Origin of the sequence: Mesorhizobium sp. M0139 (genome assembly GCF_040322455.1) — a bacterium.
Lineage (GTDB): Bacteria > Pseudomonadota > Alphaproteobacteria > Rhizobiales > Rhizobiaceae > Mesorhizobium.
In genome coordinates this window covers 289,907-311,295 of record NZ_JAMYTN010000003.1, presented here as the reverse complement: position 1 = coordinate 311,295, position 21,389 = coordinate 289,907, and the positions used below count along the sequence as shown (strand labels likewise).

14 protein-coding genes are annotated in these 21,389 nt (G+C 63.4%); 3 read left to right on the top strand and 11 right to left on the bottom strand.

Annotated elements, in window-relative coordinates:
- Positions 1-66: 66 nt before the first annotated feature.
- Positions 67-786, bottom strand: coding sequence for a gamma-glutamylcyclotransferase (locus tag NKJ58_RS06430; protein ID WP_023687984.1), 720 nt, complete (start codon positions 784-786; stop codon positions 67-69).
- Positions 787-979: 193 nt separating this feature from the next.
- On the opposite strand from NKJ58_RS06430, the gene NKJ58_RS06425 reads away from it, so the two are divergent.
- Entirely contained in the window at positions 980-1,756 is a 777-nt protein-coding gene (locus NKJ58_RS06425) for a VOC family protein (protein ID WP_023668198.1), read from the top strand.
- A gap of 76 nt (positions 1,757-1,832) precedes the next feature.
- Here the strand turns inward: NKJ58_RS06425 and NKJ58_RS06420 are convergent, their stop codons facing one another.
- Complete coding sequence (locus NKJ58_RS06420; protein ID WP_023668197.1) at positions 1,833-2,321, bottom strand: hypothetical protein; 489 nt, start codon at positions 2,319-2,321, stop codon at positions 1,833-1,835.
- Positions 2,322-2,528: 207 nt separating this feature from the next.
- On the opposite strand from NKJ58_RS06420, the gene NKJ58_RS06415 reads away from it, so the two are divergent.
- Positions 2,529-2,921: a DoxX family protein gene (locus NKJ58_RS06415; RefSeq protein WP_023735991.1), complete on the top strand. Its 393-nt coding sequence runs from the start codon at positions 2,529-2,531 to the stop codon at positions 2,919-2,921.
- Between the two features lie 93 nt (positions 2,922-3,014).
- Here NKJ58_RS06415 and NKJ58_RS06410 read toward each other — a convergent pair whose 3' ends face one another.
- Positions 3,015-5,456, bottom strand: coding sequence for a GcvT family protein (locus tag NKJ58_RS06410; protein ID WP_352852876.1), 2,442 nt, complete (start codon positions 5,454-5,456; stop codon positions 3,015-3,017).
- 78 nt (positions 5,457-5,534) lie between these two features.
- Positions 5,535-7,073, bottom strand: coding sequence for a trimethylamine methyltransferase family protein (locus tag NKJ58_RS06405; protein ID WP_352852875.1), 1,539 nt, complete (start codon positions 7,071-7,073; stop codon positions 5,535-5,537).
- Between the two features lie 216 nt (positions 7,074-7,289).
- On the opposite strand from NKJ58_RS06405, the gene NKJ58_RS06400 reads away from it, so the two are divergent.
- Complete coding sequence (locus tag NKJ58_RS06400; RefSeq protein WP_352852874.1) at positions 7,290-7,880, top strand: transglycosylase SLT domain-containing protein; 591 nt, start codon at positions 7,290-7,292, stop codon at positions 7,878-7,880.
- Positions 7,881-7,936: 56 nt separating this feature from the next.
- On the opposite strand, the gene NKJ58_RS06395 is transcribed toward NKJ58_RS06400, so the two are convergent.
- From NKJ58_RS06395 to NKJ58_RS06365, 7 genes are all read right to left on the bottom strand, one after another.
- Positions 7,937-8,374 (bottom strand): TA system VapC family ribonuclease toxin, encoded by a 438-nt coding sequence (locus tag NKJ58_RS06395; protein ID WP_352852873.1) that lies wholly within the window; start codon positions 8,372-8,374, stop codon positions 7,937-7,939.
- On the bottom strand, positions 8,371-8,598 hold the full coding sequence (locus NKJ58_RS06390; RefSeq protein WP_352852872.1) for a CopG family transcriptional regulator: 228 nt from the start codon (positions 8,596-8,598) through the stop codon (positions 8,371-8,373). Before NKJ58_RS06390 ends, NKJ58_RS06395 begins: the two co-directional genes overlap by 4 nt.
- A 142-nt stretch (positions 8,599-8,740) precedes the next feature.
- Positions 8,741-10,957 carry a dipeptide ABC transporter ATP-binding protein gene (locus NKJ58_RS06385; RefSeq protein WP_023668190.1) on the bottom strand — a complete coding sequence of 739 codons (2,217 nt, stop codon included), beginning with the start codon at positions 10,955-10,957 and terminating at the stop codon, positions 8,741-8,743.
- Positions 10,958-11,005: 48 nt separating this feature from the next.
- Positions 11,006-12,163: an ABC transporter permease gene (locus tag NKJ58_RS06380; RefSeq protein ID WP_023682205.1), complete on the bottom strand. Its 1,158-nt coding sequence runs from the start codon at positions 12,161-12,163 to the stop codon at positions 11,006-11,008.
- 13 nt (positions 12,164-12,176) lie between these two features.
- Positions 12,177-13,211 carry an ABC transporter permease gene (locus NKJ58_RS06375; protein ID WP_023668188.1) on the bottom strand — a complete coding sequence of 345 codons (1,035 nt, stop codon included), beginning with the start codon at positions 13,209-13,211 and terminating at the stop codon, positions 12,177-12,179.
- A 223-nt stretch (positions 13,212-13,434) separates the two neighbouring features.
- Positions 13,435-15,087 (bottom strand): ABC transporter substrate-binding protein, encoded by a 1,653-nt coding sequence (locus NKJ58_RS06370; RefSeq protein ID WP_023668187.1) that lies wholly within the window; start codon positions 15,085-15,087, stop codon positions 13,435-13,437.
- 252 nt (positions 15,088-15,339) lie between these two features.
- Positions 15,340-21,387, bottom strand: a complete 6,048-nt coding sequence (locus NKJ58_RS06365) for a translocation/assembly module TamB domain-containing protein (RefSeq protein ID WP_352518721.1) — start codon at positions 21,385-21,387, stop codon at positions 15,340-15,342.
- Positions 21,388-21,389: the final 2 nt, after the last annotated feature.

Sequence of the window (21,389 nt, the reverse complement as noted above, 5' to 3'; positions counted from 1 at the left end):
ACCCGGGGAGCGAAACGCCTTGAAACCGCATACGCTCCGGCACAGGCCAAGATTGGTGGCTGTTCGCTACGAAGGTGCCAGCTGTAGGCTGGCATCTGAGCGGCCGCCATGGATCGACCTGATCTCGTCGGCAACCAGTTGCTGCAGCCGCCACAGATTGCGGTCGCGGATGCCGAATTCCTCGAGGTGGCTGACGGTGTTGTAGAGATATTCCGCGCCCGAGCCGACATGGCCGCAGGCTCTGGCAAGCACCCCCGCCACCGTGTCCAGCGGCTGCCCGAGCGAGGTTCCCCTGCCCGTCACCCCGACCCAGAAGCCGAGCGCCCGTATCCGACCCTGCTGGGTGCGCACGGGAACCCACCGGACCGAGCTGACACTCTCATGATCGTCGATCTCGCGCCGCAGCAGTCTTTCGATCTGCTGCGGCTTGTCGCCGTCGGGCAGACGGTAGATGACGCCGTCGCATCGGCCGCCGCGTTCGAGCGCCATCATCAGCCCCGGCTGCGCGACGCTGCCGCGCCAGCGCACCATGTCGAGGCAGAAGGAGCGATGCCAGCCAAACGCAGTGGCGCGCTGCCGTTCGACGGACTCGAAAGCCGGCTTCCAGATCAACGAGCCATAGGCGAACACCCATAGCGGCCCCGCATCCGCTTCGTTGGAGAGCCGCGCGGCAAGAGCACGGAAATCCTCGTCGTTCAGCTGCGTCCAGCTGCCGTCGGGTCCAGGATCGACCTCTTCGCGATGGCACAGTGAAACAAGCTCAGGCGTGAGCGACATAAGGCGCATGAAACGACAACCCCTCGTTTGCCCAAGGAAAGTCGAAAACCGCCGCATGTGCAAGGCGTCGAGCGGGACGAAGTGCGGAACGATGTGTCAACGCAGCCGTTGAACTTTCTCCGCTTCGCTGTCGGATTCGCGTCGCTGAAAACGTCCTTTGATGGATCGGACGACGATCTATGCATAGGTGAGGAGACCGAGAATGCCGAGATCCCCAATGCCCTTCTTCTGGTACGAGTTGATGACCAGCGACCTCGATGCGGCGCAAGCGTTCTACACCAGCGTGGTCGGCTGGCGGGCCGAGCCCTTCGACAAGGCGCCCGGCATGCCGCGCTATATCGTGGTGAACTCCGCCGAGCGTGGCGTCGGCGGGCTGATGACCCTGCCCGAGGAAGCAGCCAGGACGGGTCTGAAGCCGGCCTGGTTCGGCTATATCCACACCAGCGATACCGATGCCTCGACCGAGGCACTGAAAGCCGCCGGCGGGGCTGTTCACCGCGAACCCGACGACATTCCCGGCGTCGGCCGCTTCTCCGTCGTCGCCGACCCGCAAGGCGCCGCCTTCATGTTCCTGCAGCCCAGTGGGCCCGACCAGCCCGTCCTTCCGGCAACGACGCCGGGCCATGTCGGCTGGCACGAGCTTTATGCGGCCGACCGCCAGAAGGCCTTCGATTTCTACTCAAGCCAGTTCGGCTGGACCGATGCCGGTAGCATGGACGTCGGCGAGATGGGCATCTATCAGACCTTCTCGGCCGGCCCTGAATCCGGCGGCGGCATCATGAACAAGCCGCAACCGCTGCCGGTGCCGGTCTGGCTGTTCTACTTCAATGTCGGCGCCATCGACGCAGCCGCCAAACGCGTCACCGACAATGGCGGCAAGATCGTCATGGGTCCGATGCCGGTTCAGACCGGCCAATGGATTGCCCAGTTCACCGATCCGCAAGGCGCCTATTTCGCGCTGATCGCGCCGGGCCGCTGACCCCCTCCGGTACTCGCCTGCACGGAAACTGCTCTCATCGCACTGCCGGTGCGATGAGAGGCGCGTCCGGGCGCGGTCACTCCGGCGCCAGCACCGCGACTTTGAGGTTCTCTTTCCTGGCGCCGCTGAGCTGGATCGTGGCTGCGCCAGGCGTCAGCTTGAAGCGCACGCTCTTGCGGATGCCGGGGCAGGTCTTCACGCCGCTGAAACCCGCTGATTTCACGGCTTGGCCATCCTGAATGACGTCGACCCAGGCCTCCTCGGACAGGCTGATCTGGAGCTCTCCTTCCGCTGGCACGGCCACGTTTGCCGTCGCGCCGAACGTGCCGGCTGCCGGCGCGCGTTGCGGTGAGACCGTGAAGCTGACCGCATCGACGGGCTCCAGCGCCATATCCGCGGCTTCGCCGAAAGCAAGAGAGGCACCGGACTGCGCGGCGGGCGCTGCCGGAAACAGTTCCTGCTCGCGTGTCACCGGCCATTTGAAGGCATCGCAGCCAGCATCAGCGGCCATGGCGAAACTGGTGCTTGCGAGGATTGCGAACAGGCTGATGGCGGCTTTTTTCATGGCGAAGGAACCCGTCTGGTTTGGAGTGTCTACTCGCAGATATACAACCTTAACGAGATCTATGCAACCATAACGAGAGCAAATTTCGAAGTCAGACTGGAAATAATTGCAATCACCGATTGTTGATGACAGGCCATGGGAAGTGAATGGTCCAGCGCCGGGTGATGATTTATGGCCGGGCCACATGGTTGGAAAAATGGAGTTTAGATGAAGCTTTTTGACGGTCTCGCCAGATTTCAGCCGCAGGCACTCGGCGTCCTGCGCATCATGACGGCCCTGCAGTTCCTCGAGCATGGCTCGCAGAAACTGTTCAATTTTCCGGTCAGCGCCGAGCCTCACGCTCTTAGCGGCCTGACGGCGACGGCAGGCATCCTGGAGTTCGCCGGTGGCATCCTGCTGGCGCTCGGTCTGTTCACCCGCCCGGTCGCGTTCCTTCTGGCCGGCGAGATGGCCATCGCCTATTTCATGGCGCACTATCCGCGCGACTTCTTCCCGGTCAACAACGGCGGCGATGCGGCGATCTCCTTCTGCTTCATCTTCCTCTATCTGGTGTTTGCCGGCGCCGGCGCTTTCGCGCTCGACAACCGCCGCAGCACCTGACGCGCCTAATGCATGTCGCCCAAAAGTGCGCAGCGGTTTTGGGATAACGACTTGCACCAAGAATCTGAAGCGCCTCGGCGAAGCCGAAGCGCTTCAGGCGCGCATTCGCTCGAAGTTCGCGTCAAAGAGCGGCGCTGCCTGAACGCGCGCCGCGTGGCGCTTGCCCAAAAGTTCGATTTCGAAGCCGTCGCTCTTGTCTGCGATCTCCTTCGGCACATAGCCGATGGCGACGGATTTCTTCGAGTGATGCGCATAGCCGCCCGACGTTACCCAGCCGCGCACCGCGCCATCGTACCAGATCGGCTCGTCGCCGATGACATCGGCATCGTCGGCATCGAGGATAAATGTGCGCAGCCTGAGCTTGCCGCCCTGCTTGCGCTCGGCAAGAGCGCCGGTTTTACCGATGAAATCGGCATCCTTGCCATAGGCGACGAAACGGTCGAGCCCGGCCTCCAGCGGCCCGTAGATCGGCCGGTATTCGCGCGCCCATGAGCCGTAGTTTTTCTCCAGCCGCAGCCCATTGAGCGCGCGCGAGCCGAACAGGCCGAGGCCGAATTCCTCGCCTGCCGCCATCAACGCCTGGAAGGCAGCGCGCTGATATTCCGGCGCCACCCAGATCTCGTAGCCGAGATCGCCGGTGTAGCTGACGCGGCCGACCAGGCACGGCGCCGTGCCGATGTCCATTTTCGCGACCGCCATGAAGGGGAATGCGGTGTTGGCGACATCCGCGCGGCTGACCTTTGCCAGCACCTCCCTCGCCTTGGGCCCCGCAATGGCGAGGCCGGTCAGCCTCTGGCCCAGCGCCTCTATGCGCACTGAGCTATCCGCAGGTAAATGCGCCTCGAACCAGCGCATATGATATTGCTCGGCAATGCCGGAGCCGGCGATGAACCACTCGGTCCCGTTGGAATTGGGGGCACCGATATTGGCCAGCGTGAAATCGCCGATGAGCTTGCCGTCATCCTTCAGCATCGGCGCCAGCGTCATGCGGCCTGGCTTGGGCAACTTGCAGGCAAAGATCAGGTCGAGCCAAGCGGCCGCCCCTTCTCCCGTCACCTTGTATTTGGCGAAGTTCGAAATCTCCGCCAGGCCGACGCTCTCACGAACCGTCGCGACCTCATTGGCGACATGGGAAAAATCGCTGGACCGCCGCCACGAGAACTCGTCCCTGACACCCTCGGGCGCAAACCATAGCGGCACTTCCAGCCCATAGGACACGCCCCATTGCGCGCCCTTGGCCGATAGCAGATCGTAGATCGGAGTCGTCTTCAGCTGCCGCCCCGCGGGCAGTTCCTCATTGGGGAAGCGGATCGAGAAGCGGCGCGAATAGTTCTCGCGCACCTTGGCATTGGTGTAGGCCATCGTCGCCCAGTCGCCGTAGCGCGCGACATCCATCGCCCAGATGTCGGCGCCGGGATCGCCCTCGATCATCCAGTTGGACAGCGCCAGGCCGACGCCGCCGCCTTGTGAAAAGCCCGCCATGACGCCGCAGGCGACCCAGAAACCCGGTAGCCCGCGCACCGGCCCAACCAGCGGATTGCCGTCCGGTGCAAAGGTGAAGGGCCCGTTGATGATCTGCTTGATGCCGGTCCTCTCGAAGGCCGGGAAATGCCGGAAGCCGACCTCGAGCGACGGCGCGATGCGGTCGATGTCCGGCTCCAGCAGTTCATGGCCGAAATCCCAAGGCGTCTGGAACTCGGACCACACCTTGTTGGCCTTCTCATAGGTGCCCATCAGCATGCCGCCGCGCTCCTGGCGCAGATAGAGCTCACCGTCGAAATCGACGGCGTGGATGATCTCGGTGCCGGTCTTGGCGTTCCACGCCGCGACTTCCGGCATATCCTCGGTGATCAGGTACATGTGCTCCATGGCCAGCACCGGCAGTTCCAGCCCGACCATGCGGCCGACCTCGCGCGCCCACAGGCCGCCGGCATTGACGACATGCTCGGCCACGACCTCGCCCTTGTTGGTGATGACCCGCCACATCCCGTCGGGCCGGCGCACAATGTCTTCCACCTTGGTGAAGCGCTCGACCTCGGCGCCAAGCTTGCGCGCGGCCTTGGCGTAGGCATGCGTCACACCGGAGGGATCGAGATGGCCGTCTTCCTTGTTGCGAACGGCGCCGACGAACTGCTTGGGATCAATCAGCGGCATCAGTTCAGCCGCTTCGTTGGCCGATATTTCCTCGAGATCGATGCCGAGGTAACGCCCTTTGGCAACGACGCCGCGCAGCCAGTCGAGCCGCGCCTCGGTCGCCGCCAGCAGCACGCCGCCGGTCAGATGCACGCCGGTCGCCTGCCCCGACAGCTCCTCGATCTCCTTGTGGAGCGAGATCGTGTATTTCTGCAGCTTGGCGACGTTGGGGTCGCCATTGATCGTGTGCATGCCGCCGGCCGCATGCCAGGTCGAGCCCGAGGTCAGCTCGTCGCGCTCCAGCAGCACGACATCGGTCCAGCCATGGCGGGCCAGATGGAACAGCACCGAACACCCGACGACGCCACCGCCAATGACCACGACCTTTGCATGCGATTTCATGAGTTTTTCTCTGTTATCAATGAGTTGAGGAGATAAGGTGAATCAGAAAGGCAGCGCCGCGCGCCGACGCTGAAAAAGTCACGGCTCGCCCTGCCCGATCGCTTCCTTGCGCCTGGCCATGTATGCCTCCAGCGCCTCGCGCACGGCGATGTCCATCACCGGCTCGACATAGTCTTCCAGCGCCTTCTTCCACAGCCGGGTCGCGCGCGCCGTGGTGTCGAGGCCGCCGGCTTCCTGCCAGGCCTCGTAATTCTGCCAGTTGGACAGCATCGGCTGGTAGAAGGCGGTGGCATAGCGTTCCAGCGTGTGCGGTTCGCCGAAGAAATGGCCGCCGGTCGGCACCGCGCCCAGCGCCTCGACAGCAAGCTCCGCCTCGTCGACGACGATCGGGCGCAGGAACTCCATCATGTGCTGGATCATCTCGACATCAATGATGAGCTTTTCGAACGATGCCGTCAGCCCGCCCTCCTGCCAGCCGGCGGCATGATAGACGAGGTTGCCGTGGCCGAGCACAGCGCCCCACAGCGCCATCAGCGTCTCGTAGGCGCCTTGCGCGTCCGCCGCATTCGATGCCGACCCCGGTGTCGTGCGGTAGGGCAGATTGTAGCGCCGCGCCAATTGCCCCGAGGCGATGTTGGCCTTGGTGTTCTCCGGCGTTCCGAAGGCCGGCGCGCCCGACTTCATGTCGACGTTGGAGGTGAAGGCGCCGTACATCACCGGCGCGCCGGGGCGCACCAGTTGCGTCAGCACCACGCCGAACAGCGCCTCGGCATTCTGCTGCGCCAGGGCGCCGGCGAGCGTCACCGGGCTCATCGCGCCCATCAGCGTGAACGGCGTCACCGCCACCGACTGGCCGAACTCAGCCATGGTCATCAGCCCTTCGGCCATCATCTCGTCGAAACGCCGCGGCGAGTTGACCGAGATGATGGTGGCAATGCCGGGATCATCGCGCATCTCGTCCAGCGTCAGCCCGCGCGCGATTGCCATCATCTCGATGCCGTCCAGCGCCCGGCCTCGTCCGATCGCCGAGACATGGAAGGATTTGTCGGTCAGCGTCAGATTGGTGAAATAGGTATCCATGTGCCTGGTGTTCGCCGGCAGTTCCACCGGCGCGCAGACCTGGTTGCCGAGCATGTGGATGCAGTTGAAATGCTGAGCCAGCCGGGTCAGATCGGCATAGTCGCGCAAGTTTCCGGCGCGCCGGCCGCGCTCCATGTCGTGCACATTGGGCGGCCCGGCGACGAGGGTGAAATTGATCGTGTTGCCGCCGAGATGAATGGTGTTGGCGGGGTTGCGCGGCGTCAGCCGGTAGCTGGACTGCGTGGTCTTCAGCGCCTCGGCGACAAGGCCCCGGTCGATGCGGACGTTCGCCGTTGCATGGTCGACCTTTGCGCCCGCCTTCTCGAACAGCGCCAGCGCCCGCTGAGACATCACCTCGATGCCGAAATTTTCCAGAATATGCATCGACGCCTGGTGGATCGCTTCGACCTGGTCGACTGAGAGCATCGCCATCGGCGGATAGGGATTGGTCACCCGCCGCAGTGGAAGTTGCGGGATGGCGGCAGGCCCCCGGTTGCTGGTTCGCTCCGCGCCGCGCTTGCGTCTTGGTTCATTCATGCCTGTCATCAGAGCGCCGGCATCCGGACATCGCTGTCAGAAATCCGCCCTTCGCGGACGTGATTTTAGCCAAGGCGGCATTTTTGAATTCTGACGGAGATAAAGGCGACGCGAAAGGTCGGAATAATGATACAGGCCCACTGAGCGCAGCCAGGCCGGCAAGCCGTTAAGAAACGCCGAAAGATTCCCTTTATGATTTCGGCCTATCCGTCTTCCATGCGTAGTTCGAATTTGAGTAAAATTGTAGCGGTTGGCGTGCTGCTGGCTTTGCCGGCCTGCGCGACGCCGCCCAACCATATCAACGATGTCTGCGCCGTCTTCGACCAGAACGACGGCTGGTTCGACAACTGGCAGTCGGCCGCCGAGCGCGCCTCGCAGAAATACGGCGTCCCCGTCCCCGTGCTGATGGCGACGGTGCGCAAGGAATCCGGTTTCAAGAGCAATGCCAGGCCGCCGCGTACCAAACTGCTCGGCTTCATTCCGTGGAAGCATGTCTCGTCGGCCACCGGTTTCTCGCAGGCGCTCGACGGCACCTGGTCGCAATACCAAAGCGAAACCGGCAGTTGGGCGGCGAGGCGGACCAAGTTTGCCGATGCCGTCGATTTCGTCGGCTGGTATCATTCCAAGACATCAGACACGTTCGGCGTCGCCCGCAACGACACCTACAATCTCTATCTCGCCTACTATCTCGGCTGGACCGCCTACGGCCGTGGCAACCGTGGTGACGCCGGCGTGCAGGGCTATGCCAGGGCGACCGAAAAGATGGCCCGCGACTATGCCGAACAGCTGCGGCAATGCGGCAGCTGACGTTGCCAAGCGGTCTTGCAGCCACGCAGTTTGCGATCGAAGCGGAACTCAGCCATTCATTCGCTTGGGATCAGGTGGAGGATCGACCTTCCTCCCCTTACCGCTGCCGTTGACAGCTTTCGGTCAAACGTCGCCAATTGGCCGTCACGCGCCTTGGCGAGTCCCAACAGATAGCTATCCGTTACCTGTGCCGGGGTGAGGATCCTGGCTGCATCGATGTCGTTGGAACCGACAAGGCTGATCTCGTCAGGCCAGAACTGATGTCCTGAAAGGGCATGCAGCTTGCCGACAATCTGCGCCACCACGGCGGGCGAACCCGGAGAATTGGGGTATTTCGGGTTGCTTACAATCCTGATGACGCCATTCTCGGCAATGGGACATGTTGCCCATGATAAATGCCCGGTGGATTGGAACCACCGATGGGCATCTTCATGCGCGACGTGAGCCGGATCGATCAACGCAACCAACACATTGACGTCGAGCAGGAAGGTCACGGCAATTCGTCGCGAAGCGCATTGACCATTTCGAGATCGACCATCGGGCCGTCGGGCCGCGATGCAAGCAAGGGGATGCCGTTGCGTTCACCGCCGGTCGGTGGCCTGCGCAGTGAGCGGCGAGCCAGATCGGAAATGACATCGCCAACGCTGCGATCCTGCTGTCGCGCGATGGCCTTGGCGGCAAGGAGGACATCGTCATCGATTGCAAGTGTGGTTCTCACAATATGCTCCCTATCGCGCATCAAACATCACGCATCACATAAAGCAATGGACAGCAATATTCAAGCGAACGTAGCTGTCGTTCCTTGAGCTATGGCGACGCTGCGGCAATGCGCCAACGAGCGGCATTGCCTCTATGGCTGGTCAGCTCGGCTTCTTGCCATGCGGGCGCTTCGGCGGTTCACCGGCGAAACCGGGGCCGATCCCATCCGGTGCGTCTTCCGGCACGCCCTCATGCGCTGCGTGTTCCCTGTCGAACTTGATCACCGGCTCCATCGTCGCCAGCACATCGTCCGACAGCCAGCACAGGCTCATATGGCCATCGCCGAGATGCTTCACCGGCGGCACCTTGGTCTCGCACAGATTGTCCGGCACCAGCCTCTTGTAGCCGCAGCGCGTCTGGAACGGGCAGCCGCTCGGCGGGTTCATCGCCGACGGGATATCGCCTTCGAGCACGATGTGCCGTTTGACCACGCTGGTGTCGGCGATCGGGATAGCCGACAGCAGCGCCTCTGTGTAGGGGTGATAGGGTGGCGCGAAGATCTGGTCGGTCGTGCCCTGCTCGACGATGTAGCCGAGATACATGACGACGACCCGGTCGGCGATGTAGCGCACCACGGACAGATCGTGACTGATGAACAGCATCGTCGTCTTGTTCTTGCGCTGGATGTCCATCAGGAGCTCGGTCACCGCCGCCTGCACCGAGACGTCGAGTGCCGACACCGGCTCGTCGGCCACCACCACCTTGGCATCGCCGGCAAAGGCGCGCGCCACGCCGATGCGCTGCTTCTGGCCGCCTGAGAGCTGACGCGGCTTGCGCGTCTCGAAGGCCCGCGGCAGCTTCACCAGGTCGAGCAGCTCCAGCATGCGCTTGCGCCGCTCGGCGACATTGTTGCCGACTTTGAATTTTTCCAGCGTGCGGATGATCTGCGAACCGACGGAGTGGCTGGGATTGAGTGTATCGAACGGGTTCTGGAACACCATCTGGATCGACGACACCGTTTCGACGCTGCGCTTCTCGATGCCGGTCGACTGGATCTCCTTGTTGCCCAGCGTCACTGTGCCGGCACTTGCCGTCTCCAGCCCCAGCAGGACCTTGGCCAGTGTCGACTTTCCGCAGCCGGACTCGCCGACGATGGCGACGGTCTCGGATTCGCGCGCCATGAACGAGATCGTCTCATTGGCCTTGACGACGCGGCCTTCGCTGGAGCCGAACACTTCGCTGCCGCCGACCTTGTAGTATTTTCTCAAATCCTCGATCTTGAGCACCGGGGCGCCGGGCACGACCTTCTCATTGACCTTCTTGGCGCCGGGAGGCAGCGCTTCCCAGTCGATCTCGTTGAAGCGCACGCAGCGCGAGAAATGCCCTTCGTGACCGGCGACCTCGATCATCGGGATTTCGGCGGCGTTGCAGACGCCCTCGACGAAATGGTGGCAGCGCGGCCCGAAATTGCAGCCCTTGGGCCGCTCATGCGGCAGCGGCAACTGGCCGGGGATAGAGATCAGCGGCCGCGAATTCTTGTCGGCGCCCGGCAGCGGAATCGAGCGGAACAGCCCTTGCGTATAGGGGTGACGCATCCGGTCGAACACGTCCTTGATCTTGCCGGTCTCGACCGCTTCGCCCGAATACATCACCGTGATGCGGTCGCAGGTCTCGAGGATGAGGCCCAGATTGTGCGACACGAAGATCATCGACGTGCCGAACTTCTCGCCCAGCCCCTTGACCAGTTCGACGATGCCGGCCTCCACCGTCACGTCGAGCGCCGTCGTCGGTTCATCGAGCAGAAGCAGCGCCGGCTTCGACAGCAGCGCCATGGCAATGACGATGCGCTGCTGCTGGCCGCCGGACAGCTGGTGCGGATAGGAACGCATCATGCGTTCGGGATCGGGCAATCTCACCGAGCGCACCATTTCGAGCGCCCTTTTGTAAGCCTCTTCCTTCGACACCTTGTCGTGGATCAGCGGCACTTCCATCAATTGCTGGCCGACCTTCATCGCCGGATTGAGGCTCGCCATCGGCTCCTGGTAGATCATGGCGATCTTGTTGCCGCGGATGGAGCGCAACTCCTCGTCGGACAGCTCGCCCATGTCCTTGCCCTGGAACTTGATCTTGCCGCCGACGATCTTTCCGATGTTGGAGAGGTCGCGCATGATGCCGAGCGACACGGTCGACTTGCCGCAGCCGGACTCGCCGACGATGCCCATGGCTTCGCCCGGCATCACCGTGCAGGAAAAGTCCATGACGGCAGGGATCTCGCCCTTGCGGGTGAAGAAGGAGATCGACAGGTTCTCGATCTCGATGATCGGCGCAGCGCTTGGCCCAAGGGTCGGGTTGCCGGGATTTCGAACTGCCTCATTCATGGGTCGCTCCAATCCTATTTTTATGCTCGCGGGGCCGAAACCCGCAGATCAGTCTTTCATCGATTGTTCGCGCAGCGAGTCGGCAAGCAGGTTCAAGCCCAGCACGAACGACATCAGCGCGATTGTCGGCGGCAGCGCCGGGTGGATGAACGAGCGCAGCAGGCGGCTGGCGTCCTTGATCGCGGTGCCCCAATCCGGGCTCTCCGGCGCCAGGCCCAGCCCGAAATAGCCGAGCGTGCCGAGCAGGATCGTGGTGTAGCCGATGCGCAGGCAGGCATCGACGATCAGCGGTCCGCGCGCATTGGGCAGGATCTCCCACAGCATGATGTACCAGGGCGATTCACCGCGCGTCTGCGCCGCCGCCACATAGTCGCGCGTCTTGATGTCCATCACCAGGCCGCGCACGATGCGGAACACGCCGGGGCTGGAGGCGAACACCACCGCCACGAAGATGTTGAGCTGGTTGGGATCGATGTGGATGATCTTGAACGGATCGGCGTCGAACACCAGGCCGGCATAGACCCAGCCGCCGATGACCAGCGTCAGCCCGAGCAATATATAGAGGCGGTCCGGCCGGTTCTTGTAGCGGGTCCAGAACAGCACCGAAAAGAAGATGATCGGGAACAGGAAGAACAGCCCGGCCATGGCGTAGGGGATCGGCGTATCCATGATGCCCGGCGTCACCAGCAGGTAAAACAGCAGGATCACCGGGAAGGCCAGCACCAGATTGGCCAGGAAGGACAGCACAGTGTCGATCCGGCCGCCATAGTAGCCGGCGGGCAGACCGAGCGTAATGCCGACCATCAGCGCGAAACCGGTCGCAGCCGGTGCGATGATCAGCACGATCTGGCTGCCATAGACCATGCGCGAAAAGACATCGCGGGCGAGCTTGTCGCCGCCGAAATAGTAGATGAGTTTCGATACCGGCTCGAGCGCGCCCGGCAGCGCATCCTTCATGATCGGGACCTGGGCGAGCGGATCGAAGGGCGCGACGGTCGACGCGAAGATTGCAGTGAACAGCCAGAACAGGCAGATGCCGACACCGACAATGCCGACGCCGCTATCGAACAGCTGGCCGTAGAGGCCTAGCCTTTTCTTGTAGGCGAAGCTCGCTCCCATCACCAGGGCAAGCCCTAACCAGACCGGCCAGAAACGCCCAATCACGCCGAGCACGACATTGAAGGCACCGATATATTCGACCTGCATCTGCCCCAGCCCCCTATTGAACTCTGATACGCGGATTGAGGAACGCGTAGCCGACATCCGAGATGAGCTGCGTGATCAGCACGATGAACACCGAGACCAGTGAACAGCCAAGCAGCAGATCGATGTCGTTGTTGCCGGCGGCTTCGACCAGCGTGTAGCCAAAGCCCTGGTAGCGGAACATCACCTCGACGATGACGACGCCGGTAAGCAGCCAGGGAAATTGCAGCATGATGACGGTGAACGGCGCGATCAGCGCATTACGCAGCGCGTGCTTGACGACGACGCTGCCGAAGGAAAGCCCCTTCAGCCGGGCGGTGCGGATATATTGCTGCGTCATCACCTCGACCATCGAGGCGCGCGTCATGCGGGCGATGTAGCCGATGCCGTAGATCGCCAGCGTCATCACCGGCAGGGTGAAATTGTAGAAGGTGATGCCCTGGCTTGCCGAGGCGGCCGAACCGTTCAGCCAGCCGAGCCAGGAGGCGAAGATGACGGTGAAGATGACGCCGGACACATATTCGGGCGTCGCCGTCGACGCGATCGAGGCGACGGACAGCGTTCGGTCCGTTCGCGAGCCCTCGCGCATGCCGGCCAGGATGCCGATCAGCAGCGAAATCGGTACCATCACCAACAGCACGCAGAGCATCAGAATGCCGGTGGCGGCGAGTGCGGGGAAGAGCTTTGACGCAACGGAGGTTTTGAACTTCGTCGAGCAGCCGAAATCACCTTCCAGGATGCCGGAGAATTTCGGCTCCAGCGGATCGTTGCAGAAGGAGAAACGCTGCGTCGGCTTGCCGGTCGCCGGATCGGTCACCGGTTGCTTCGGGACGACGCCCAGCCATTGCCCGTAGCGCACGAAGAAGTTCTGCCGGTAGCCATGGTTGACCAGCCAGCTTTCGAGCTGTTCGGCCGATGTGTGCATTTCGGTCTGGCTGATCGCCAGCTTCTTCAAATTCGGCTCGAGGTTGATCAGGAAGAAGACGATCATCGTCAGGCACAGCATCGTCAATGCCATGGTGCCGAGACGCCGGATTACGAAAGAAAGCATGGCGGTCCCCTGCCGGTCTGGTTGGGGTTGGAGCCAGTTCGAAAAACCAGCTTTGCCGTTGCCGGCAGAGTTGGCCGTCAAATCGGCACTCGGATGCAATCAACCCAGTTTTATTGAACGGTCTTTCAGGAGAGTCCGCAACTTTTTGCTGCGGCGGCTTCCGGTTCTGGACCAAGCGAGGCGTGACGGGAAGGAGCGAAGCGCCCCTTCCCTGACGTTCCGATCACGCCTGGTCGAGCCAGACCTTGCCGTAGTCGCGCTCGAAGGTCGGATGCATCTTGTAATTCTGCACCGCCTTGACCGAGTGGCTGTAGAGCTTGCGCCAGTATGGCTGGATCATGATGCCGGAATCCTGCAGGATCTGCTCGATGTCCTTCATCATCTCCTTGCGCTTGGCCGCATCGGCAACGGCCAATGCTGCATTGAGCTTGGCATCCCATTCGGGGTTGGAATAGGCCGACTCGTTCCACGCCTCGCCGGTGCGGTAGCCGATCGCCAGAACCTGAACGCCGAGCGGGCGCATGTTCCAGTTGGTCATCGACAGCGGATACTTGGTCCAGTCGTTCCAGAACGTCGAGCCCGGCAGCACCGTGCGCTTTACCTTGAGGCCGGCGTCGCGCATCTGCGCGGCGATGGCGTCGCCGGTATTCTTGTGCCAGTCTTCGTCGACCGTGATCAGCTCATGCTCGAAGTCGGCCTGGCCGGCTTCCGCCATCAGCGCCTTGGCCTTGGCCGGATCGCGAGCGACTTTGGGCAGCTCGTAATATTCCGGGTGGATTTGGCAGACATGGTGGTTTTCAGCCACCGTGCCGGCATTTCCGTAGCCAAGCTGCAGGACGACATTGTTGTCGACCGCGAGTTGCAGCGCGTTGCGTACCTTCTGGTCGCCGTAAGGCTTGTTGTTGATGTTGGTGCGGCACACGATGGTCGACGCGGTGACGATTTCGGACTTGACCAGGTCCAGTCCGTCGAGGATTGACACATAGTCGGCCGAGGTCTCGAAATTGGTATGGACTTCGCCGGCCTCGAAGGCACTGACCATGGCTGCCGGATCGGTGCCGTAGTCGACGAATTCGATGCCGTCGAGGAACACCTCGCCGTCCCACCACTTGTTGTCCTCGCGGCGCTTGTAGACCACCTTCTGGCCGACATCGTAGGAGACGAGCTCGAACGGGCCGGTACCGATCGGGCAGGCTTTGAAGTCGCCGCCCTTCTCGTCGAAGCTCTTGTGCACGATGAGGCCGGGATAGTCGCACATGTTCGGAATGAGCGCGATGTCAGCCTTGCCGAGCTTCAGCTTGACGGTGTGGTCGTCAACCTTGGTCACGGCGCTTTCGTCGAGCTTGTCGTCCTTGACCAGCGTGCCGAGACGGCCAGGCATGGAATTGCCCTCGGCCTTCTTGTCGGCCCAGCGCTTGAGATTGAAGATGACGTCATCGGCGGTGAAGGCATCGCCATTCGACCAGGTCACACCCTTGCGCACATGCAACGTGTACTCGGTGGCGTCGTCGTTGACCTCCCAGCTCTCCAGAAGGTACGGGCGGAACGTGTATTCGCTGGTGTACTTGACCAGCGGCTCAAGCGCCTGACGCTCGGCATTGGCGATTTCCGACCAGTCGGCCTTGCGCGGATCCTTGGGATCCTTGACCCATTGCGCGACTTTAAGGATGCCGCCCTTCTTGCCCTGCACCTCTTCGGCCCTGGCTTGGGTCGGCACGGCTACGCCGAGCATGCCGTAGGCCATCGCAGTCGACGCGCCGAACACGCTCGCCATGGCGAGGAACTCGCGGCGATCGACTTTGCCTGCCTTGGCTTCTTCGGCCATGGCCAGGATGTGATCGGGAACGCGATCGCCATTACTCTTGTAATTTGTCATACCTTAACTCCCATTGTTGGCTTTCCGCCTTTTAACATTCCGCATCCCTGCCGTGATGTCAAAGACGGCATGGCTACGGAACCTGTTAGGGAATGTGCAACTTTGAAAAGGGAGCGGTTCGCGTGATAACGACAGACTTGGCGCAAAAGTGCTAGCGCGCCCAGATTCCGCCGGAATCTGCTTAGGCGAGTAATTGATACATTTGGGCGGGTTGACACAGCGCCAGTTCCGGTGGCGGTAAGGGCCAGGAACTCAATATTCCTTTTCGTAGAATATGCCGCCCTTGGCCTCGCCGCCATCATTGGCCTCGCCGCGCAGCTTGACGCCGCGTCCGACATTGAGGTCGATCGTCGCCTTGCCCGACCCTGGCCTGTCGCCTTTCTGGATCGTCACATAGGTGCGGTCATTGAGGTACTTGCCCGCCGACACGGCGGTGCCGCCCTGGTCATCGGTGGTCACATCCAGGTCGTCGACGCCGATTGCACTGCGCAGGTTTTCGAGCAGCGAGGTCGAGCCGCCGACGCCGGCCAGTTGGCCGGCGGCCTCGGCCAGCTGCGCGATCTGCAGCGGCGACAGGTTCGACATAGAGCGGCCGAAAATCAGCTGCGCCAGCACCTCGTCCTCGGGCAGCGCCGGCACCGATGAGAAGTCGAATTTCGGATTGGTCGCTTCGCCCGAGACGACGATGGTGACGGTGGCGCTGGTCGTGGTCGATGTCGCGGTCAAGTTGAGGTAGGGCACCAGCGAGCCCGAAAAGCCGACCGTGCCTTCGGTAAAGGTCAGCCGCTTGCCGAGGATCGACAGCCGCCCACGCTGCAAGGTGAAGGTGCCGACCGCCTGCGGCGAAGCCGCCGGGCCGGTCAGCCTCAGCGAACCGCCGAACTCGGCATCGACGCCCCTGCCCTGGATGAAGATCTGGTTCGGCGCATTGACCGTGACGTCGAGGACAAGCCCACTGCCGCCACCACCGCTGGCCGCCGCCGGTCGCAAGGCCTTGTCCTGCGCCCGCACGGAGGCGGGCGCGTTCTTGTGCTTGACACCGAGCGCTGCCAGCGAGCCCGGCAGCTTATCGGGAACGGTGATGACGGTCTTGGCCAGATTGACGGTGCCCGAAATCACCGGCGCCGAGGTGAGCGGCCCCTTGATGGTCAGGTCGCCGCCGAGATTGGCTGTCACCACCCTGCCGTCGGTATAGCGGCCGTCAACCAGCTTGATAGACAAATCGGCTGGGAAACCTTGCGCCGGATTGATGCCGAGGGTGCCGGAGGCCGACAGGCTGCCGCGTGTCGACAGCGTGCCGGTCAGCCGGTTGATCCGGGCAACGCCGTTGCCGATCGAAATGTCGGCGGCAATGTCGTTGACGGCAAGGCCGGAGCGCGCGTCGACCAGGCGGGCGCCCGACGTGCTGACCGTGCCGCCGATCACCGGCGACGCCGCCGGGCCGCGCATCTGGATATTGACGTTGGCGGTGCCGCTGAGCGACAGGCCTTGCGCCGCAAGCTTGGCGGCCAGGAAGGAAAATGGCATCTTGCCGTTGAAGTCGAGCACCAGCGCTGGTGTGCCGGCCGTCGTCACCGTACCGCCGCCCTTGAGGCCAAGCCCGGCGCCGTCGCTGATGTCGGCGTTGAAGGTGAGCTTCTTGCCGGCAAATGTTCCCGACGAAGAGATATTCATGCCGCCAAGACCGGCGCTGCGCGTCTGCGAGGTCTGCACCCCGCCGGCATCGATATCGAAGGCGACAGCCGGATTGCCCAACGCGCCCGTCACCTTCACAGTCCCTGAAATCGAACCGGCGGCCTGGAGGCCCGGCGAAAAACTGTTGGCCAGCGAAGCCGGCACCTTCGACAGCGCGGCACTGATGTCGAGTGCCTGCCCGACCTTGCCGGTCACCGTCGCCGTGCCGCCACCGAGATTGAGCACCAGCTTGTCCAGCGTCGTTGTGCCGTTGGCGATGCTGACGGTCGAGGCCTGGGCGATGGCCGCCTTGATGCCCTGCACCGTGGCCTGGCCGGAAGCGAGTTCGATGGTGGTGGTGCCGCCAGCCACCTTTATCCTGCCCGCAGCCTTCGCCGGAATGCCCTTGACGGTGGCGCCGCCGGAAAACCCGGTCCAGTCGCCGTCGCGCTTCAAATCGACATCGATGCCGCTGATGGCGGTGCCGCCGGAAATGACGCTGTCGGCGCGAATTTTGCCCGAGATGACCGGCGCGGCGAGATAGTTGGCGACCAGCGCATCGATCGACACCGTCTTCGCCTGCAGGTCGCCGCGCGTAATCGAAGCGGTCGCAGCCTTGACGGCGACGTTCGGGCCATCCGCGGTCTTTGAGAAGGCGATGGTGCCGCGCACGTCGCCTTCGGCCTTTTCCAGCGCCAGCGCCGCCAGGGGCCCGATATCCGGCAGGTCGAGCGCGATGGTGCCGACCGGCACGAAAGCCTCGTCGAGCGCAAGGTCGCCGGAAATCTTGTTCTTGCCGAGCGACAGCAGCAGGCCGTTGATGGCGCTCTTGCCGTCCGCCGTCGCCAGCACCGCGCTGCCTTGCAGCGCCTGCCCAGCAACATTGCCGGTCAGTTGCACATTGGCCGCCGGATTGGCGGCATCGGCCTTGCCGGTGGCGGTCAGCTTCAACCCGGTGATTTCGCGTTCCGCCACGAGAAGCCGGTCGCTGCTGACCGTCAGCGACAGATCCGGGGCCAGGCTGGGCCCCTGCGCGTTGAGTGCAAAGCTGATCGCGCCTTTGGCATCTTTCGACAACAGCGAGATGTCGGCCAGTGCACCCTTGATATTTGCGCTAAGCTTGTTGTCGGCGAGGCTGGCCTGACCGTCCGCGGTCAGTGCGCCCGACGCCAGCGTGACCGGATTGGCGCTGACATTGCCATTGGCATCCCGCTTCAGCGTGGCGCTGAGCTGCGTGCGCTCTGCCAGCACGCTGCGCGCCGCCGCCGGCAACGCCGCCGACAGCACGTCGGCGTTGAGGTTGAGGTCGATTGCTCCATCGGCAAAGCCGACACGGCCATTGAAGGCGCTGCCCAGCGCATCGCCCTGCACCGAGCCGCTGTCGATGGTGATCGCATCGGCCGCCAGGCTGCCCGCGACCTTGGCGGTGACTTTGCCGGCGATCAGCGGTGCGATGGTCGGATTGTCCAGACCGATCTTGTCCGCCGTCACCGTGCCCGAGATCGGACCGGTGCGGCTTCTCAGATCAAATGCATCGGAATGCAGCGCAAGCGCAATGCCCTCGACCTTGGCGTCATCCGTCGCCACCGAAGGCAGTACCGCCGAGATGTCGAGCTTGGCTTGCGCAGCCTGCCCGGCCGCCTTCACCGACAGCGCCTGCAATTCGAGCTTGATCGGGCTTTCCGCGCTGCCCAGCGTCAACGGCAGGCTCGGACCGGACGATGTCAGATCGAGCGCGAAATCGCTGGCGCCGTTCGGGTTGACGGTGCCGGCGGCCTTGCCGGAGATTTTTTGGCCCGACAGCGTCGCCTGATCCAGCACGACGCCGCCGGCCGTCGAATAGCTGCCGGCCGCATCGACATCGAGCGGTCCGAGCCCGGCCTGACGGGTCTGGCTGGTCTCGGCGCCGGCCAGTTTTGCATTAAAGCGAATGTCGGGATTTGCTGACGGCCCGGTGATTTGCGCCGTGCCGTCGAGCGTGCCCGCGGCATCGAGGCCGGGCGAAAAGCCATTGGCAAGCGCAGCCGGCAGCGCCGAGAAGGTCGCCGCCAGATCGAGCGTCTGGCCCACCGTGCCCGACAGCGTCACCGAGCCGCCGCCGAGATCGACTACCAGCCTTTGAATGTTGGTTATGCCATCGGCAATGGTCAGGCTCGACGGCTCGGCGATCGCCACCTTGATGCCGCGCACCGTCGCCTCGCCGGACGCGATCTCGACGCTGGTCGCGCCGCCAGCAATCTTCGCCCGCCCGGCAGCTGTCGCCGGAATGCCTGATATGGTTGCTCCGCCGGTGAAATTCGTCCAGTCGCCGTCACGCTTGAGGTCGACGCCGATGCCACTGACGACGGTCGTTCCCGAGGTCACGCTCTCGGCCTTGATCGTGCCGGAGATCGCAGGGCTGTTGAGATAGTTGGCGATCAGTGCGCTGACGGTGACTGCCTTGGCTGCCACATCACCGCGCGCGATCGACACGCTGGCTGCATTGATGGTGACAGTGGGAGCCTCGCCGTCTTTGGCGAACACCACGGTGCCGCCGATATCGCCGGCCGCCGTCTGCCCGGCCAGCGACGCCAGCGACGCGATATCGGGGGCGGAGATCGTCAGCGTCCCCAGCGGCAGGAATTTTTCATCGAGCGTGAGGTCGCCCGACACCTTGTTGTCGCCCAGCGCTACGCTGAGCCCCTTGATGGAGCGCTTGCCATCGCTCGTCACCAGCGCCGCCTTGATGGCGAGCGGCTGTTCGTCGACCGCGCCGGTCAGCGAGATATCTGCGGCCGGGCTCACAATGTCGGCCTTGCCCGATGCGGTCAGCTTGATGTCCTTGACCGTGCGGCCGGAGGCCGTCAGGCTGGCACTGTCGGCCGAAACCGAGAAATCCGGTGCGTTGCGCGCGCCGCTTGCCGTCAGCGCGAAATCGACCCCGCCGGCGACCGGCACGCCGACCAGCGAAGACAGCACCGAGACGTCGCCGAGCTTGCCCTTGATGTCGGCCTGGATATCGCTGCCTTGCGCGCTGGCGGTGCCGCTGGCGCTCAGCGAACCGGAAGTGAGTTCGATCGAGTTGGCGGCGAAAGAGCCCTGCGGATCGCGCGTCGCGGTCGCCGAGAATTTGACCCGTTCGCCAAGCAGTGAACTGATCTGCGGCGGCAGCGCCGTCGACACCGCATCGGCATTCATCTTGAGCGTCATGGCGAGGTCGGCCAGCGCCACCTTGGCCGTCAGCCCGGCATTGAGCGCATCGCTGCGCAGCGTACCCTCATCGAGCGAGATCTCATCCTTGCTGATCGAGCCGGAAAGAGAGGCCGTCAGCTTGCCGGTGACCAGCGGGGCCAGCGTCGCGACGTCGGTCTTCAGCCCGGCCGCCGCCAGCGACACGCTGACCGGGCCGCTGCGGTTCTCGATGTCGAAACCGTCGGAATGGATCCGCGCATCGAGATTGTTCACCTGAGAACCGCCCGCAACCACCGAGACGAGCGAAGCGCTGGCGTCAATCATCGGCGCCTTGCCGTCACCGAAGGCGCGCGCGGTCACATTGTTGATGGCCACCATGATCGGCTGCGCCGGGGTACCGACATTGACCGTGACCGGCTTGGCTTTGGCCACCAGTTCGACCGAAAGGTCGCTGGCGCCCTTGGGGTCGACCATGCCGGCAGCGGTCCCATGAACTGCGTCGCTCTCGATCGCAGCGCGCTCGATGTCGACGCCGCCGGCCGCGGTCGCGGTGCCGGCTAGGTCGAAACTGGTCTTGCCGGCAAACAGCGACTTGAACCGTTCCGGCAGGAAGCCTTCGAACGAACCGTCGCCCTTGGCCTCGATCCGGTTGCCCTTGTCGGTCAGCTGGTGCCGGCCGGTGAGCTGGGTAACGATCTGACCGTCGACCATAAAGGTGCCGATGCCGCTCCAGTTGGCCAGCGGCCCGGTGCCCGAGACGACGATGTTGACCGGCGGCCCACCGGGTAGCTTGAGCAGGTTGGCGATGATGCCGCCGGCCGGCTCGGAAGCCTTGAGATCGAGGTCGAGCTTGTTTTCATCCGGCGCGAAGTGGATGTTGGCGTCGACATTGCCTTGCTTGCCGTCATGGCGGGTAACGTTGAGCACCGTCTGGATCGCCAGCGGCAACGCATCGACTTTTGCCGATCCCTTGGCCGCAAGTTCGGCAATGCCGCTGCCGGCAAGTTGCTGGCCGAGCGCGATCTCCGGCAAATCGATCGCTCTGATATCAAGCGAAACCGGCAGGCCGCCTGATCCGCTCTGGCTCGGCTCGGTGCTCGCCACAGGCAACCGTGCCAGTTCTATCCGTTCGGCCGCTATGCGGTCGGCGCTGAAATTCTTCGACAGCAGCGCCAGCGGCGACCAGTCGATAGCCACCCTGCGGGCCACCAGCCAGGCGCCCTCGCGGTCTTCCAGCACGACATGGTCGACCGTCAGCGCGCCGGACCAGATACCGTTAATGCCGCTGACCGTGACTTTGCTGTCCCTTGACGAGGCCATGTCAGAGATGATGCCGGCGAGATTTTCGCGGCCGCGCTCGGTCTTGGTCAGCACGACCAGCGCGCCGATGCCCGCCGCCGCCACGATCAGCAGCGTGTAGAAAAACAGGCGAAGGATGCGTTTCAAAATCTTCATCG

Coding starts and splice junctions, on each gene's coding strand:
- NKJ58_RS06430 (WP_023687984.1), bottom strand. CDS start 786: ATGCGCCTTATGTCGCTCACGCCTGAGCTTGTTTCACTGTGCCATCGC.
- NKJ58_RS06425 (WP_023668198.1), top strand. CDS start 980: ATGCCGAGATCCCCAATGCCCTTCTTCTGGTACGAGTTGATGACCAGC.
- NKJ58_RS06420 (WP_023668197.1), bottom strand. CDS start 2,321: ATGAAAAAAGCCGCCATCAGCCTGTTCGCAATCCTCGCAAGCACCAGT.
- NKJ58_RS06415 (WP_023735991.1), top strand. CDS start 2,529: ATGAAGCTTTTTGACGGTCTCGCCAGATTTCAGCCGCAGGCACTCGGC.
- NKJ58_RS06410 (WP_352852876.1), bottom strand. CDS start 5,456: ATGAAATCGCATGCAAAGGTCGTGGTCATTGGCGGTGGCGTCGTCGGG.
- NKJ58_RS06405 (WP_352852875.1), bottom strand. CDS start 7,073: ATGAATGAACCAAGACGCAAGCGCGGCGCGGAGCGAACCAGCAACCGG.
- NKJ58_RS06400 (WP_352852874.1), top strand. CDS start 7,290: ATGCGTAGTTCGAATTTGAGTAAAATTGTAGCGGTTGGCGTGCTGCTG.
- NKJ58_RS06385 (WP_023668190.1), bottom strand. CDS start 10,957: ATGAATGAGGCAGTTCGAAATCCCGGCAACCCGACCCTTGGGCCAAGC.
- NKJ58_RS06380 (WP_023682205.1), bottom strand. CDS start 12,163: ATGCAGGTCGAATATATCGGTGCCTTCAATGTCGTGCTCGGCGTGATT.
- NKJ58_RS06375 (WP_023668188.1), bottom strand. CDS start 13,211: ATGCTTTCTTTCGTAATCCGGCGTCTCGGCACCATGGCATTGACGATG.
- NKJ58_RS06370 (WP_023668187.1), bottom strand. CDS start 15,087: ATGACAAATTACAAGAGTAATGGCGATCGCGTTCCCGATCACATCCTG.
- NKJ58_RS06365 (WP_352518721.1), bottom strand. CDS start 21,387: ATGAAGATTTTGAAACGCATCCTTCGCCTGTTTTTCTACACGCTGCTG.